Source organism: Flavobacterium hibernum (genome assembly GCF_000832125.1).
In the GTDB taxonomy this organism is placed as follows: domain Bacteria; phylum Bacteroidota; class Bacteroidia; order Flavobacteriales; family Flavobacteriaceae; genus Flavobacterium; species Flavobacterium hibernum.
The window spans coordinates 103660-119254 of record NZ_JPRK01000017.1 but is presented as its reverse complement, the minus strand read 5'-3'; the positions used below and the strand labels follow the sequence as shown (position 1 = coordinate 119254).

Genomic DNA, 15595 nt, shown 5'->3' with positions numbered 1-15595 from the left:
TTATAATTTCGGATCGAGACAAAAAATATTACACATTAATCTTTTGAAAAATTTAAAATTTGTGAAAAATTAACTACTAATTTATGTTTTTGCCTAATTAACATTTTTATTTTATTATGTTTATAAAAAAAATGATTTATGGTTAAAAACTACATTAATTTCTTACAATTTGTATTGTTTTTCGTTTTTTTATCAGTTTTGCCTTCAAAAATTAGTGCTCAATGCGCGGGAAGTGATGCACAAAAAATAATTTGTGACGTCGAAAATCCAAGCTACAAAAACCTATCTTTATTTTCTTTGCTTGGAGGTTCTCCAGTTCCTGGAGGTACTTGGTCTGACGATAATAAACTTAGAGGTTTAGATCCTGTAACCGGAATTTTGGACGCACAACTTATTACCAGCGGAGGAGTTTATCATTATACTTATACAGCTCCAGACACCGCAGGATGTTTAAACAATAAAGCTGTAATTACACTTACAATTGGTGCATATGCAGGTGTTGGATCTCAGGCTACAATTTGTAGCGAATCTGGTAGTTTTAATCTATTTAATGCATTTGATGGAACCGTTATGGGGCCACATTCTAACGGAAGATGGACCAACAGTTCCGGTCAATATGTACCATCATCTTTAGATATTGGAAAAATCGATCAAAAAATGACACTTCAGTTTACGTACACCGTTCCACCCGTTTTAGAGTGTTCGGCAACTGCAAAGTCAGTCAATGTGTTGGTTACTATTTTAAGAAAACCACAAACTGGAAAAGTTACTAACTTAACCTTGTGCGGAACTACAGGCTTAGCAGGCTATACTAATTTAGATATGAACGATTTGCTGACAGGAGAAGATCCCGGAGGTCGTTGGGTGGGTCTCGGAATAAGTTCAGAAACAGATCATAATGTTAATCTACAGGAAGTATTTGATACTTATGGTGCAAGTGAATATACCTATGAATATACTGTTTTTGCAGTTCCAGATAATAATATTTGTAGAGATATGACCGTTCCCGTAACCATCACACTCGAAAAAAGACTTGATTTTACAGGAGCAAAGGTTGCAGTTTCAAAAGATATTTGCGAATCTGAAATTGCTACAGCAACATATTCTGCAAGAGTTACCCAAGGGCCAGATTCTATTCCGAACGGAGAATATAATGTTAGTTTTAGTGTTGTTGGGCCAACATCTGGTTCCGAAACCGTTAAAGCAAATTTTATAAATGGAGTATTAAATTTTCCAATTCGATCTTCTTTTTTTCAGAAAGTAGGGAAATTTACAATTACGATTACAAACATTGTCTCAACTTCAAGTCGAAATTCGTGTGTAAATATCTTTAGTCCGTTCGCAACAGATTTAACCATTTATCCATTGCCCCGTTTAGATGGAGGAATTTTGACCATAAATTCAGTTTGTCAGAACGACACAGCATCAGCTCAAATTACCGCGGCGCAATTGCTAGATGGAGATTATCGTGTCACTTACAATATAACTGGCGACAATTTGGCAACGGCACAAACGGCAAGTTTTACAGCTACGGGCGGAAAAGGAACATTTGAAATTCAGGGAAGCTTAAATATAAAAAGTGGATTGTCTGTAATTACCATTCTTAATATTATCAATATCACAAATCCGGAACCGCAATGCTGCAATAGTGCAAACGTGTCAGGAAATCTAACTATTAATCCGTTGCCAAATGTGGCAGCCGTAAAAATAGTAGTGAATGATAATTGTTTTAACGAGCCGTTTTCTGCGAGCGTTTCAGGTTTAGGAACTTTAACCAAAGCAAAACTTTCGTATACACTTTCAGACAGTAATGTCTCGACATTGCAAACCGTTGATTTAACAATTGTAAACGGAAATTCCAGTTTTCCAATTCCCTCAAGTTTGCTTTTAAATTCGGGTTCTACTACAATTACAGCAAGTAGTTTGACGAATAGTATTACAGGTTGTACAAATGCATTAAATGTAAGTGATGTTTTTCTGATAAACGCATTACCAGTTGCACCAACCGCTGTAAATCAGCCATTTTGTAAAGTCGATCGGGCAACAGTTGGAGATTTACGTCCGCAAGGAAATCAGTATAAATGGTATATTTCAGATGCATCAACAACACCTTTGGCTGATACATATCTTTTAAAATCAGAAGATTATTATATAAGAGAATTTTCGGCAGCAGGTTGCAAATCACCATCAACAAAAATTACAGTTGTAGTAAACGATACGCCGGCTCCAATATTAAATCCTGACGGAAAAGACTTTTGTGGTCTAAAAAATCCAACAATTTCAGATTTATCAAAAGCAACTAATGTCGCTTCAACTGTGGCTTGGTATGATGCTGCTGATAATGGAAATTTATTAACATCGACGACATTGCTTGTCGACAAAGCCACTTATTTTGGTTTTGATCTTTCGAACGCAACAAGTTGTATTTCTGAGAATTATTTAGAAGTAACCGTTTCATTACTAGATTGTGATACTTCGCAATATAAATTTTTTATACCTGACGGATTTTCGCCAAACGGAGACAATGTAAATGATACCTTCAAAATTCCTGATATTGAATTTTTGTACCCAAATTATACACTTGAAATTTTCAATAGATATGGAAATGTAATGTTTAAAGGAAATATAAATAAACCCGACTGGGACGGAAAAAATGACCAGTCCGCAGGATTTGGTGACGGAATCGCGCCAAACGGAGTTTATTTTTACATTATCAATTTTAATAAAGATAACAGACGAGCAGAGCAAGGCCGACTTTACTTGAATCGATAATCCTTTTTATATTATTTAATATAATTTTTCAAATGAAAAAAACACTACTTTTTATAACTTTCCTCTTTTATATTACATCAGCTTCGGCGCAACAAGATCCAGAATACACACATTATATGTACAATATGAGTGTTGTAAATCCGGCTTATGCAACTGGAGTTCCGGCCATGTTAAATCTTGGCGGATTATACAGAACTCAGTGGGTAGGAGCCGTTGGAGCACCAAAAACATTTACTTTTTTCGGGCATACCGCTGTGACTGATAAAGTCGAAGTGGGGCTTTCTTTAGTTTCAGACGATATTGGCGATGGTGCAAAAAAGGAAAATAACTTTTATGCCGATTTTGCTTATGTCCTGAATTTGGGCGGAAAAAATAAACTTTCGCTTGGGCTAAAAGCAGGTTTTTCATCGATACAAACCAACTTTAACGGATTCCGTTTTACAGATCCGCAGACAGATTTGGCTTTTGCGGATAATCTAAACGTAACAAAACCAAACATTGGAGTTGGAGCCTATTATTTTAGAGATAATTTTTATGTGGGTTTATCAGCACCAAATTTATTAAGCACCAAACACATCGAGGAAAAATCTGGAATTAATGCTTATGGTTCAGAAAGTATTCATACTTTTTTGACCGCAGGATATGTTTTTCAAATCAATGATATGGTAAAGCTAAAACCTGCATTTATGTCAAAATTTGTAACCAACGCACCAATTTCTGTAGACCTTACAGCCAATGTTTTGTACAATAACAAATTTGAACTGGGCGCTGCTTACAGAATAAATGATGCTGTAAGTGCTTTAATGAATATAAATGTTACACCATCTTTGAGAGTTGGTTATGCTTACGATCATACACTTTCGAATATGGGACAGTTTAATTCTGGAACACACGAAATTATGCTGCTTTTTAATTTAGATTTATTAGGAAAAGGATATGATAAATCACCAAGATTCTTCTAAGATGAAAAATATGAAAAAATTACTCCTTATTATATTCGTATTTTCAATACAGTTTGTAAATGCTCAAGATCTGGAATTGGCAAGAGCCAAACGTTTTTTTGATAAAACCTTTTATAGTGAATCGATCGTTTTGTATGAAAAATTAGTTCAGGAAAAACCTTCGCAGGAAGTTATTAAAAATCTGGCCGACTCTTATTTTTATACTAATGATTTAATAAAAGCGCAACGTTATTACAGACTTCTGATTCAAAATTATAACAAAGACTTAGATCGCAATTATTATTTTAGATATGCTCAAACCCTAAAAGCAAGTAATAGTTATGAAGATGCAAATGCAGCTTTAAAAGAATATTATTCAAGATCTGCAAATGCAAATGATGTTGTTAATTTTGAAAAAGATATTAAAACATTAGAAAATGTTACTGCTATAGGAAAACGATTCGATATTAAAAATCTCTTAATAAATACGCCTAATTCTGAATTTGGAGCCGTAAAGTATAATGATAATTTAGTTTTTGCAGGAGTAAAATTAAAACCCGGATTATTCGATAAAAAGTTCAAATGGGACAATGAGACCTATTTGAATTTAGTTTCAATTCCGCTAAAAAACATTAATTCTGCCGATTCTATTGTACATTATTTTGCTAAAGAATTGAAAACCGGAATGCACGAATCGAATGCTATTTTTACAAAAGATGGCAAAACGATTTATTTTACACGTAATAATTCCAAAAAAGGAAGTAAAAAAACAAACGACCAGAAAATTTCGAACCTTCAGATTTTCAAAGCCGATTTAGTTGATGGAAAATGGACAAATGTAACCTCACTTCCGTTTAATAGTCCTAACTATTCAGTCGAACATCCAGCTCTTAGTCCTGATGAAAAAGTATTGTATTTTGCCTCAGATATGCCTGGGACTTTAGGTTCGTTTGATATTTATTCTGTAAACATAAACAAAGGCGCATTTGACACACCAAAAAATTTAGGTCCAATTATTAATACCGAAAAACGAGAGCAATTTCCTTTTGCTTCCGCAGATAATAAACTGTATTTTTCGTCAGATGGACATTTAGGATATGGTTCGCTTGACGTTTTTGTTTCAGAAATAAACAGAAACGAATATTCAAAACCAATAAATGTAGGGTTACCATTGAACTCCAATTTAGATGATTTCTCTTTTAATATAGATGTAAATACCAAAGAAGGATATTTTTCATCCAATAGAGAAGGAGGAAAAGGAAGCGACGATATTTATCAATTTAAAGAAATAAAAGATTTAATTGTAGAAGACTGTAAACAGTTTATTGTTGGGACAATTACAGATATTGATACAAAATTGGCTATAGAAAATGCTATTGTAATATTACAGAATTCAGATAAAAAAAATCTGAATACCATTATAACAGGTCAAGACGGGAAATTTAGTTTTACAGTTCCTTGCGAAAATTCGTTTACAGTTTTAGCATCTAAAGAAAAATACACAAACGAATCTAAAACAATAGCTACAGGTAAAACCAGAAATGCAAACAACGATGCATCGATGGCATTGAAATCATTGGAAGTAATAAAATTACAAGAAAAGGAAATTGCCGAGAATAAGCGAAAACAGGAAATTATTATAGAAGAAGAAAACAAGAAAAACCAAGCGCTTGCAGCAATTGAGTTAAAACAAAAAGAGAAAAAAGCCAATGAAGCCGAAGTTGTGGCTGCCGAAGTTAAAAAGAATGAAAAAGTAAAACAGATTTTAGAAAAAGAAAAAGATGTAGTAAAAGATAAAGACCGATTGATTATAAAAACAGATCCTATTTATTTTGATTATGATTTATGGTACATCCGAAAAGAATCTAAAGTAGTTTTAGGACGCGTTGTAGAACTAATGAAAAAATATCCAGAAATGGTTATTGAAATAGGATCACACACAGACTCTCGCGGAAATTTAAAATACAACGAAGATTTATCTCAAAAAAGAGCCAATTCGACCCGAGATTTTATCATAGAATCGGGAATAAATGCCAAAAGAGTTCAGGCAAAAGGTTATGGAGAATCAGTGCCCATAATAAAATGCAAAACAGATGAAGCTTGTTCTGAAGAAGAACACGAACTAAACAGAAGATCTGAATTTGTAATTAAAAATTTATAAATAGGAAAACTTTGTAAAAAATTTTCTGTTGATTTCTTTTTTCTTAATTTTATAAAATAACCGTGAAATAAAATATTAAAATATGAAAAATCTAGTTTTGCCTTGTCTGCTTGTAATCTGTATTGGATTCCAAAGTTGTAAAAATGAAGAAAAACAAAAAGAAGCCGAAGCTGCAAAAGTTGCTGCGGAGACAATTGTAAGTACTGAATGTTATAAAGCGATATACGAAAAAGATACAATCGATTTAAAATTGAATACTTTAAAAAACGGAAAAATATCTGGAGATATGGTTATGAAAGTTGCTCCTAAAACAGTAAAAACTGGCGAAGTCGCAGGTGAATTTCATGGAGATACATTATTTGTTGACTATACTTTTAAAGATTCAGCAACCAAAGATCAAATTTTTAAAAACCCAATGGCACTTTTAAAACGTGACAAACAACTTATTTTAGGAAACGGAACGATGCAAACAACAATGGGAGTGACCTATATTGTAAAAGATAAACCAATTGATTTTGATCATGTAAAGTATAAATTCGATCCAACAGAATGTAAAAAATAAAATAAGGGTTGCAATCTTTGTCATTTCGAGGAACGAGAAATCCTCGTAAGTAGCTCTACAAAGATTGGTGATTCACGTTGCGGAGCTACTTACGAGGATTTCTCGTTCCTCGAAATGACAAGATTGTGTAGACTTTGACAAAAATCCTTCTACATCACAAAACGCTCTCAATAATATAATGCGTTTTATTAATTTCAAAAGTAAAACCCACTTTGTTCCCCATCAAATGAGCACCCAGAGGAGATTGTGGTGAAAGTGCAATAACATTAATGCCGTCAATAGTAATTTTTGGAAGTGCAACACTTAAGTATAAATGAATTCCATTGGCTTTTACCAAACTTCCTAGAATGATATTTTCTGTAGTTTTTGAAGCATCAATTTTATCTAAAATCGCTTTTTGAGTTATCGCTTCTTTAAGTTTATTGGTCAGTTTTTCCTGCTCGATATGCATCATCGACAAAGCCGTTTCGTGCTTATCGCCGGCAGAACCTTTGGCATCGTTTTTAGAATCTTCGGTAAGAGCCGAAATCATATCTCTAAAAACATCAATGCGGTCCTGAACCATTTGCAAATAATATGAATGTATTTTTTGTTTGAATTCCATTTTTTTAAAGTACTGAGGTGCGAAGGTACAAAGGTGAGAAGGTTTTTCTTGTTTGTGTAAGTTTTTATTCGAAAAAAGCTGGTGGGTAAACTACTTTTCCACTTACGCCCACTAATCCATTTTCAACCAAAGAGACAACCATGCAGTTTTCGGCAGGAACATCAAAAGGCATTTCGATGTTGTACTTTTCACAAAGTTCATATCCAAATCTTGGATAATAATCTTGATGTCCCAAAAGGATAATCGATTTATAACCTAAATCTTTAGCAACTTTATGACTGTGCATTATTAATTTTGAACCAATTCCTTTTCCTTGAAATTCAGGCAAAACCGAAACTGGCGCCAAAGCCAAAGATTGAAATGATTCCAAATCATTTTTAATCTCCAGTTTTGTTAATAAAATATGTCCAACAATTTTATTTTCCAATTCGGCAACAATCGATAATTCCCGAATAAAAGCATCGGATTTTCTCAATCTTTCTACCAAAAATTGTTCTTTATGATCACTATATTTTTCATGCTCAAAAGCTTTTTCTATTAATTGAAAAACACTTTTATGATCCTTTTCATTTTCTTGTCTGAGTTTAATTTCCATTTTTTTAAGGTACTTAGATGCTAAATTACAAAGGTGCAAAGGTTTTCTGGCCGCTCCAAAAAAGTTAGCCACGAATTCACGAATTAATTTTAAACTAATTCGTGAATTCGTGGCTTAAAAACTTATTTAAAAAAAATGTTGCGCCCTAGCGTCTTCGTGGCAAATATCTTTTAAAAATCGAATTTATAATTTCCTCCCACTAATACCTGAAATCCTTGAACCGGATAATTCATCCATTTTTGGTATGCCTGATTTCCAATGTTGTTTAATTTTAAGAAAAAAGTCAAACGTTCATTGTATTTATATCCAACATGTGCATTGGCATCAAAATAGCTTTTTAAAGTAACTGGAACTCCAGGAATTGGCATAGCAAAATCAGTTTGTTTTGTCTGCATATCTTTACGTTCTCCTACATAGAAAACATTTAAACCAGCATACCATTGTTTTGTAATATTTACATCAAGATTAGAGCTCAATTTCATTGAAGGTAAATTCCATGCTTCTAAACCATCAAATTTGTAACTATTAAATGTTCCGTTGATTCCAAAAGAAACATTTTGAGAAAAATCAGCTTTTAATTCTCCATAAAAACGAAGCGTTCTTACATCATCATAAACAACACCAAAAGAGTTTCCAAAAGCATAATTCTGATTAGAGAAATCTTCGGTATAATCATTGGCTTTATACAAAGCCTTATCTTTTTCATTCAAGTATGAACCGGTAAGATTATAATTGATATTATTAGCCAATTTACCTTTTAAACCTGCAAAAACAGTATACTGATTATTAGTAGGTCTCATATTTAGTGTTGGAGATAAAAACGGGTTTTGATTTGCAAGATCTGCGTACGAGTTTTGCTCTAAACCACCATTTACTCCTGTGTAAAAAATCATCAAATCGCCAACTAATTTATAAGAAGCATTTACTTTTGGATAGATATAAAATTTATTTCCACTGTTCTCAGAATCTAAACCATAAAATAATCCAGCTCCTAATTCAAGCGTCCAATCGTTTTCAAGAATAACAAAACTTGGTTCTATACCAAAATTAGTCAAACTGTATTTTAAAGGCTCTGTATTATCGCGAGCATAATTATGCTCAAAAGAACCGCTTACATGATCTATAATAATATTGGTATTAATTGATTGATCCATTACTTCTACTTTGAAAGTAGGTTTCACGTAAAAACGATTTTCAGACGAAGAAAAACTATCTGAAAAATGAGTGAATTTAGCCGCTATTTTACTAAAAATCCCTTCATTAAATGCTACATTTCCACCAGCGGTAATTGTATTATACGAATGATTTGGATTAATTCCTCTTATTAAATCATCTTGCGTTTGTGGAGCTAAAGTCGAACCAAAATCAGCAGGTAAACCATACCAATTATAAATTTGATTTTGATAACCTAACTCAACATTCCACGACATATCGCGATTGTTAACACCGTATGCAACATTCAACGCTGTGTCATAAAACTCATCGTTCAGGTTTACACCACTAATTCCGCCTTGCGAAGAGTGATGACGAAACATTCCCGCCACATAATCATTGTTTCCTAAATCCTGATTCACAAACAATTCAGCATTTAAAGTTCCATAATTACCAACTCCTAAAGTAGCATAATTATTAAATAATTTTTCTTTTTTAGATTTTTCAACACCTTCTGCTTTTCCTTTTGATGGTGTAAAAGTTGAGGCTACAGGAACTGACAAAATACTATATTTTATCGTTTCCTTTGGCTGATTTCCTGCATCGTCAAGCGACGGAGTCTCCTTAACTTTAAAAGCATCAGAAATTGTTGGCGAATACGGCTTTACTACATTTACTGTTTCTGTACCAATTGTTTCTTGTTTCTTTTGAGAAAACGAAAGCTGGACAACAAACATTACTAGTAAAATGATTATTTTATTCTGGCAATTAATTTTCATATATCTTTTTTTTTTTGTAAAATGTATGGTGTAAGATGTGAGTTGTATAATTTTAAATGCTTTTACATTTCACTTTTCATCCTTTTACATTTTACAATTATCTAATTTTCTAATTAACAAATTCTCTAATTATTACGCTTCCCATTCTCCTTTTGCAACAAACTGGGCTTTTCCTCCTATTTTAATATCAAAGTCATTCTCGTTTAAGCTTCCTTTAAAATAAATTTGCGACGGACGGTTAATATAATCTCCTTGATAATTAATCAAATCAATTTCTGGTTTATGATACTTGAGTAAAAAGGCTTGTAAACAAGTACTCGCACTTCCTGTTGCTGCATCTTCTACCAATTGATTGTGTTCTATGCATAACATTCTGCTAAACAATTTTGAACCTTCCAGGTAATAAAAATATAAACCTCTGTGAGTTGTCTTGCAATTCTTTTTAAGCCAATCTTCTGTTTTATCTTTATCTAAAACCAAATTCTCCAGCGCTCTTTTGCTACTTAATCCAACCATTACAAAGGCACTTCCGGTCGTTACTTCCTGAATTGGAAATTGATTTTCGAAATCGTGATTTTTCAGATTACTAAATACTGTAATATCTTCTTTCGAAAAAATATCCCAAAATTTAGGTTGCGCCGCTTTTAGCCAAATCAAATCCCCTGATTGATGAATCGAAATGGGTCCAATTGGTACATTCAGTTTTATATGCTCTGGCGAATCAGTAAATACTTTATTCATCAAAACCCATGAAGTTCCAATTATCGGATGTCCTGCAAATTGCATTTCCTGAGACGGAGTAAATATTTTGATCTCGGCTTTATTATTCTCTTTGTCAAGTTTGGTTACAAAAGTGCTTTCGGCGAAGTTAATTTCACGCGCAATTTGCTGCATTTCTGCCGAACTTAATTTTTCTGCATCCAAAAAAACTGCCAATTGGTTTCCGGCATATTTTTTATCGGCAAAAACATCAACTATATAAAAAGGTAAACTCATTATTTTTATTTTTTTGAGAAAACAGAGTATAGAATAAAGAGAATAGACTTTCAATCTTTGCTTTCCAATCTATTTTCTATTCTCTTTATTCTATTCTCTTACTTATTAATCGACGAATTCGTTTTAGATTCTTCTAGTTTAATTGCGTTTAATTCTTTTTTAGCTTCCTCAACAACATCTGGAAAATCTGTAAAATTGTTAATTACGTTATCTAGAATATAAGTTGCCTGATAGCTGTCTTTTAATCCGTAGAAGTTTTTAGCCATTAAAATCAAACTCTTCGCTCCATAATATTTATAAGCCGAATAATTCTTAGCCAATTTTTGCACGGATACATTCGATGCCTCAAACTTGCCTTCTTTGGTTTTAAAATAAGCGTCATAGTACAATGCTTCGGCAGCTAATTCTCCTTTTGATGTTGTCGAAAGTTTTGCATAAGCAGCTTTGGCTTTATCTTCATTTCCAGTTTGCATGGCGGCACGCGCTACAATAATTTGAGCATCTGCTTTTACATTCGCATCTGCTTTTGCGTTTTGCAGCACTTTATCAGCATAGATAACCGAATTGTCATAATCTTTTTTGTCGTAATAACATTTCATCAAATTGGCTTGTGCAAAACTTTTATTTTGTACCGCATCAGATTCGTCATCAAGGCGTTTCAAGACCGGAATAGATTTATCGCAATCTTTTGCTTTTAAGAAAATCTGCGCCAATTTCATTAAAGATTGCTCTGTAAATTCACTTCTTGGCTGATCGATAACATATTCATAATTACCAACCGATTTAGTTTCTGATCCTTCGGCAAAATACAATTGTGCCAAATAAAAGTTAGCTTCAAGCGCATGCAATCCTTTTGGAAATTTGCTCACATAACCCGTAAATCCAGTTATGGCTTGTTTACTATTATTTTGAGAGTATTGTTTGAAAGCCGCATCGTAAGTATCATTGTCTAATTCTGCATCCGTAACCGCAACAAAATCCAGAGTTCGAACCCAAGTTGCATATTCATCTACTTTTCCTGAATCAACATAAATTAATCTTGCTGTAGAAACTGCTTCCAAAGCTTCAGGAGTTTTTGGGAATTCTGCCGCTACTTTTTTGAATTTTACCAAAGCTTGTTCGTCACGATCTGAGTTGTAATAAATCAAACCTTGTTTCAAGATTGCTTTTGAGGTAAATGAACCATTTTTGTATTCTGAAATTAACTGATCGTAAGTTTTAATTGCCAGATCATTTTTCTTTTCGGTCGCATAAGTATTTCCTAATTCGTATAAAGCATCATCACGATATTCTGATTTCTTATACATTGCCAGAAAGTTATTCAACTCATCTGCCTTTTTATCATTCTTACCCATAAATCCGTAAGAAATTGCTTTTTGAAATTGAGCATAATCAGCATCTACGCCTTTCGATTCAATCGCTTTTGCATAAGCTTCGTTTGCAGCGCTGTATTTTGCATTTACAAAACGACAATCTCCTAAACGCAAATACGAATCGTTTAAACGAACTTTATCTGCTGCAGCATTATCAATTTGTGCTTGAAATGAAGTAGCTGCCGAATCGTATTCTTTCAGTTTAAAATAAGTATATCCAATATTATAATTAATGTTTTTATACTCATTAGTAGTCTTTGCCGCCGCTTGTCCTGCAAACTGTTTGTAACTCAACAAAGCATTCTTAAAATCATCTGTAACATATTCAGTTTCTGCTTTCCAAAAAGTTGCACGTGCTGTAAATTCAGGAGTTTTTTGTTCGCTTACTGCACTTTTAAACATTTTTGCGGCATCGGTATAATTTGAATCGTTGTACAATTCTAAACCTCTGTAGAAAAGTACTTTTTGATAAGCTGCTTTATTTTCGGCTGATCTGTTTTTCTCTAATAAAACCAAAGCTTCTTTATAATTTTTAGTCGAAATATAAGAATCAACCAATAATTTTTCTACTTCAGAACGACTTGAATTGTTTGGATATTTTTTTAAGAAATCAAGTAAAATTGCAGGAACAGTTTGGTATGCATTTCCAATTTCATAACTTAACTTCGCATAATTTAAAGCTGCATCTTCTTGAATTAGGGTATTAAAATCCATTTCAGAAGCATTTTTAAAAGCATTTAAAGCTTCTTGTTTTTTGCCCGTATTTAAATAAGCCAAACCTAAATGATAATAAGCATTTTGTGCTACAAAATCTTTTCCCTCAATAATTTTATTGAATTGAGAAATGGCTTTTTCATATTCTTTTTGCTCATAATACGCATATCCTAATTGATAAAAATCAGTATTATTCCATTTTCCTTTTTTACCGGCATATTGCTCTAAATATGGAATTGCTTTTCCGTATTGTTTTAAATTGAAATAGCTTTCTCCAATAATTTTATTCAATTCAGATTTTTCAATATCATTTGATTTGGTCATTGCTTTTTGCCCTACATCAATTGCTTTTTGAAAACTTCCTAATTTAAAATTCATATCGGCCTGATAATACGAAAGCTTTTCTTTGTATTTTTCTTCGCCCGAAACTTCATCAAAATATTTGGTTGCTTCTTTGTAATCGTCGCCTTCATAAGCCATAAAACCTAAGTAATATTTGGCTTGAGAACCAAATACAGGAGAATTTACTACCTTATTAAAATAAGTAGTTGCTTCCTTTTTCTTTTTAGCATTAAAATAGCTGTATCCTTTTTGGAAATTAAATTTATCCGAGTCAGATTTGCTCATGTAGCTTTCATCTACTTTATCGAACCATTGCAATGCTTTTGGATAATTTCCTTGCTCGAAGAAAAACTGAGCTACTTCTATATAAGCCTGATTTTGTTTAGTACTTGTTGGATAATCGTTAACAAACTTTTCCATCAAAGCATCTGCATTTGCTTTATTGGTTCTAATGGCGCAATTGGCGATATAATAAGCACAATCTGATTGAACTTCTTCAGTCTTAGCCTCATTTTTTACATGTTCAAAAATAAGTTGTGCCGAAGCATATTGTTTGTCATTATATAAAGCCAGTGCTTTGTCAAAATCCTTTAAGTCGTAAGTATATATAGCTGATTTTTGTGCCGAAACTGTGGTCGAAATAAGGATTATTTGGAGTAAAAAGAACCAGGAAAGTTTACGCATTTTTATTATATTTAGTATTCAAATGTATCATTTTATACCGTTTATAACGAAACGTTTCTTGCTTTTATTATGAACAAAAAATTTAACAAGATGTATTTTGTAGCTCCAACCGCGGTATTTTTTAACCCTATAAGTCATATAAGTAATTATAAGCTAGTTGGTTTCGTTGTTTAGATAATGTTCTAAAATTAGATAAGCTTTGACCAATAAAAACTTCCTTACGTCTTGTACTAAAATGAACTTACATTACTTAAATGGATAAAATTTCATTTTAATATTTTATAAGAAATCATTGAAATTTATTTTGAATCCTATCGTTATCTTATTACTTTTACCAATCAAATCAATTTAATTATGTCACAAATCGTACTGTCTCTTAAAGAAGTAACTATATATCAAGAAGGAAGAAAAATTTTATCTCATATTAATTTAGATGTTCAACACGGTGAATTTATCTACATAATTGGAAAAACCGGTTCTGGTAAAAGTAGTTTCATGAAAACTTTGTACGGTGATTTGCCTTTAACTGAAGGTGAAGGTCATATTGTTGAATTTGATTTGGCTACTTTAAAAGAAAACGATATTCCGTATTTGAGACGTAAAATTGGAATTGTATTTCAGGATTTCAAATTGCTTCCGGACCGCTCTGTAAAAGACAATATGCTTTTTGTTCTTAAAGCAACCGGATGGGTTGACAAGGAAGGAATGGAACGCAAAATTGATGAAGTTCTGGACAAAGTAGGTATGAAAGATTTTATAAATAAAATGCCTCACCAACTTTCAGGTGGAGAACAACAACGTGTTGCAATCGCAAGAGCTTTGTTAAACGATCCTGAATTTATTCTTGCCGATGAACCAACAGGAAATCTTGATCCGCAAACGAGTTCTGAGGTTTTAGAAGTTCTTAAAAAAATCAACGCCAACGGTAAAACTGTTATCATGGCAACGCACGATTATGCTTTATTGATGAAATTTCCATCGAAAACACTAAAATGTGAAGACGAGAGAATTTTTGAAGTCGTGCAACGAAACGTGTAATGCTTTCTATTTTAATTCCGGTTTACAATTACAATGTATCTTCTCTTGTTGAAACATTGTACAATCAGGCATTGGAATCTAATGTGATTTTTGAAATCATTTGTTTGGATGATTGTTCGCAACATTTTTTATCAGAAAACCAAAAGATTAATCAACTCCAAAATTGTAATTATTCGGTTTTAGAACATAATATTGGACGAAGCGCCATCAGGAATTTATTAGCCAAAAAAGCAACTTTCGAAAATTTGCTTTTTTTAGACGCAGATACATTTCCAGTCAATCAAAATTTTCTTTCTACTTATATTTCGCAAATGAGCCGGAACGAAAAAGTAGTTTATGGCGGGATTTTATACGAAAGTAAAAAACCTGAAAATGATAAGCTTTTAAGATGGTTTTATGGTACCGAAAGAGAAGCTTTGAGTACTGCCGACAGAAATAAAAACTCTTACATTTCTTTTTTAACGCTGAATTTTTTAATCTCTAAAAGTGTTTTTAAAAAAGTTACCTTCAACGAAAAAATTCCAAATTTAAGACATGAAGATACTTTGTTTTCATTTGAATTGAAACAGGCTAAAATTGAGATTATTCATATCGAAAACCCTGTTTTTCATTTAGGAATAGAGAATAGTGAAACCTTTCTTAGAAAATCTGAAGAAGCAGTTATTGGTTTAAAAAATCTGGTCGATTCTAATCTAATTTCGTCAGATTATGTAAAGCTTTCCCATTACTACCAAATCATAAAAAAATATTACCTTCAATCCGTAATTGCATTTGGATTCAAGATTTCAAAACCATTGTTTTTAAAACAATTATTAAGCAAAAAACCATCTCTTTTACTTTTTGACCTTTATCGACTGGGCTATTATTGCACTTTAAAATAAA

The 15595-nt window shown here is 32.5% G+C and carries 11 protein-coding genes; 6 read left to right on the top strand and 5 right to left on the bottom strand.

Annotated features, from left to right (window positions below):
- Positions 1-138: 138 nt before the first annotated feature.
- The 4 genes from IW18_RS19030 (at position 139) to IW18_RS19015 (ending at position 6436) form a co-directional block, all read left to right on the top strand.
- On the top strand, positions 139-2772 hold the full coding sequence (locus IW18_RS19030) for a gliding motility-associated C-terminal domain-containing protein (RefSeq protein ID WP_041519750.1): 2634 nt from the start codon (positions 139-141) through the stop codon (positions 2770-2772).
- A gap of 32 nt (positions 2773-2804) precedes the next feature.
- Positions 2805-3734, top strand: a complete 930-nt coding sequence (locus tag IW18_RS19025) for a PorP/SprF family type IX secretion system membrane protein (protein WP_041519749.1) — start codon at positions 2805-2807, stop codon at positions 3732-3734.
- A gap of 10 nt (positions 3735-3744) precedes the next feature.
- The gene (locus tag IW18_RS19020; protein ID WP_052480234.1) at positions 3745-5874 is read left to right on the top strand and encodes an OmpA family protein; all 2130 of its coding nucleotides are present in this window, start codon (positions 3745-3747) and stop codon (positions 5872-5874) included.
- An 82-nt stretch (positions 5875-5956) separates the two neighbouring features.
- Complete coding sequence (locus tag IW18_RS19015; protein ID WP_041519748.1) at positions 5957-6436, top strand: hypothetical protein; 480 nt, start codon at positions 5957-5959, stop codon at positions 6434-6436.
- 154 nt (positions 6437-6590) lie between these two features.
- Here IW18_RS19015 and IW18_RS19010 read toward each other — a convergent pair whose 3' ends face one another.
- The 5 genes from IW18_RS19010 to IW18_RS18990 form a co-directional block, all read right to left on the bottom strand.
- Entirely contained in the window at positions 6591-7040 is a 450-nt protein-coding gene (locus IW18_RS19010) for a hypothetical protein (protein ID WP_041519747.1), read from the bottom strand.
- A gap of 64 nt (positions 7041-7104) precedes the next feature.
- Positions 7105-7635 (bottom strand): GNAT family N-acetyltransferase, encoded by a 531-nt coding sequence (locus tag IW18_RS19005; RefSeq protein WP_084607993.1) that lies wholly within the window; start codon positions 7633-7635, stop codon positions 7105-7107.
- 170 nt (positions 7636-7805) lie between these two features.
- Positions 7806-9566, bottom strand: coding sequence for a TonB-dependent receptor (locus IW18_RS19000; RefSeq protein WP_041519746.1), 1761 nt, complete (start codon positions 9564-9566; stop codon positions 7806-7808).
- A gap of 132 nt (positions 9567-9698) precedes the next feature.
- The gene (locus tag IW18_RS18995) at positions 9699-10562 is read right to left on the bottom strand and encodes a PhzF family phenazine biosynthesis protein (RefSeq protein WP_041519745.1); all 864 of its coding nucleotides are present in this window, start codon (positions 10560-10562) and stop codon (positions 9699-9701) included.
- 98 nt (positions 10563-10660) lie between these two features.
- Positions 10661-13675 (bottom strand): tetratricopeptide repeat protein, encoded by a 3015-nt coding sequence (locus tag IW18_RS18990; RefSeq protein ID WP_041519744.1) that lies wholly within the window; start codon positions 13673-13675, stop codon positions 10661-10663.
- A gap of 354 nt (positions 13676-14029) precedes the next feature.
- Between IW18_RS18990 and IW18_RS18985 the strand changes: the two genes are divergently transcribed.
- A complete protein-coding gene (locus tag IW18_RS18985) occupies positions 14030-14713 on the top strand; it encodes a cell division ATP-binding protein FtsE (RefSeq protein ID WP_041519743.1) in 684 nt (227 codons plus the stop codon).
- Positions 14713-15594, top strand: coding sequence for a glycosyltransferase family 2 protein (locus IW18_RS18980; RefSeq protein WP_041519742.1), 882 nt, complete (start codon positions 14713-14715; stop codon positions 15592-15594). Before IW18_RS18985 ends, IW18_RS18980 begins: the two co-directional genes overlap by 1 nt.
- The last annotated feature ends 1 nt before the right edge of the window (position 15595 follow it).

Excerpts from the sequence above, each read along its gene's own strand:
- IW18_RS19030 (WP_041519750.1), top strand. The coding sequence starts at position 139 with ATGGTTAAAAACTACATTAATTTCTTACAATTTGTATTGTTTTTCGTT.
- IW18_RS19025 (WP_041519749.1), top strand. The coding sequence starts at position 2,805 with ATGAAAAAAACACTACTTTTTATAACTTTCCTCTTTTATATTACATCA.
- IW18_RS19020 (WP_052480234.1), top strand. The coding sequence starts at position 3,745 with ATGAAAAAATTACTCCTTATTATATTCGTATTTTCAATACAGTTTGTA.
- IW18_RS19015 (WP_041519748.1), top strand. The coding sequence starts at position 5,957 with ATGAAAAATCTAGTTTTGCCTTGTCTGCTTGTAATCTGTATTGGATTC.
- IW18_RS19010 (WP_041519747.1), bottom strand. The coding sequence starts at position 7,040 with ATGGAATTCAAACAAAAAATACATTCATATTATTTGCAAATGGTTCAG.
- IW18_RS19005 (WP_084607993.1), bottom strand. The coding sequence starts at position 7,635 with ATGGAAATTAAACTCAGACAAGAAAATGAAAAGGATCATAAAAGTGTT.
- IW18_RS19000 (WP_041519746.1), bottom strand. The coding sequence starts at position 9,566 with ATGAAAATTAATTGCCAGAATAAAATAATCATTTTACTAGTAATGTTT.
- IW18_RS18995 (WP_041519745.1), bottom strand. The coding sequence starts at position 10,562 with ATGAGTTTACCTTTTTATATAGTTGATGTTTTTGCCGATAAAAAATAT.
- IW18_RS18990 (WP_041519744.1), bottom strand. The coding sequence starts at position 13,675 with ATGCGTAAACTTTCCTGGTTCTTTTTACTCCAAATAATCCTTATTTCG.
- IW18_RS18985 (WP_041519743.1), top strand. The coding sequence starts at position 14,030 with ATGTCACAAATCGTACTGTCTCTTAAAGAAGTAACTATATATCAAGAA.
- IW18_RS18980 (WP_041519742.1), top strand. The coding sequence starts at position 14,713 with ATGCTTTCTATTTTAATTCCGGTTTACAATTACAATGTATCTTCTCTT.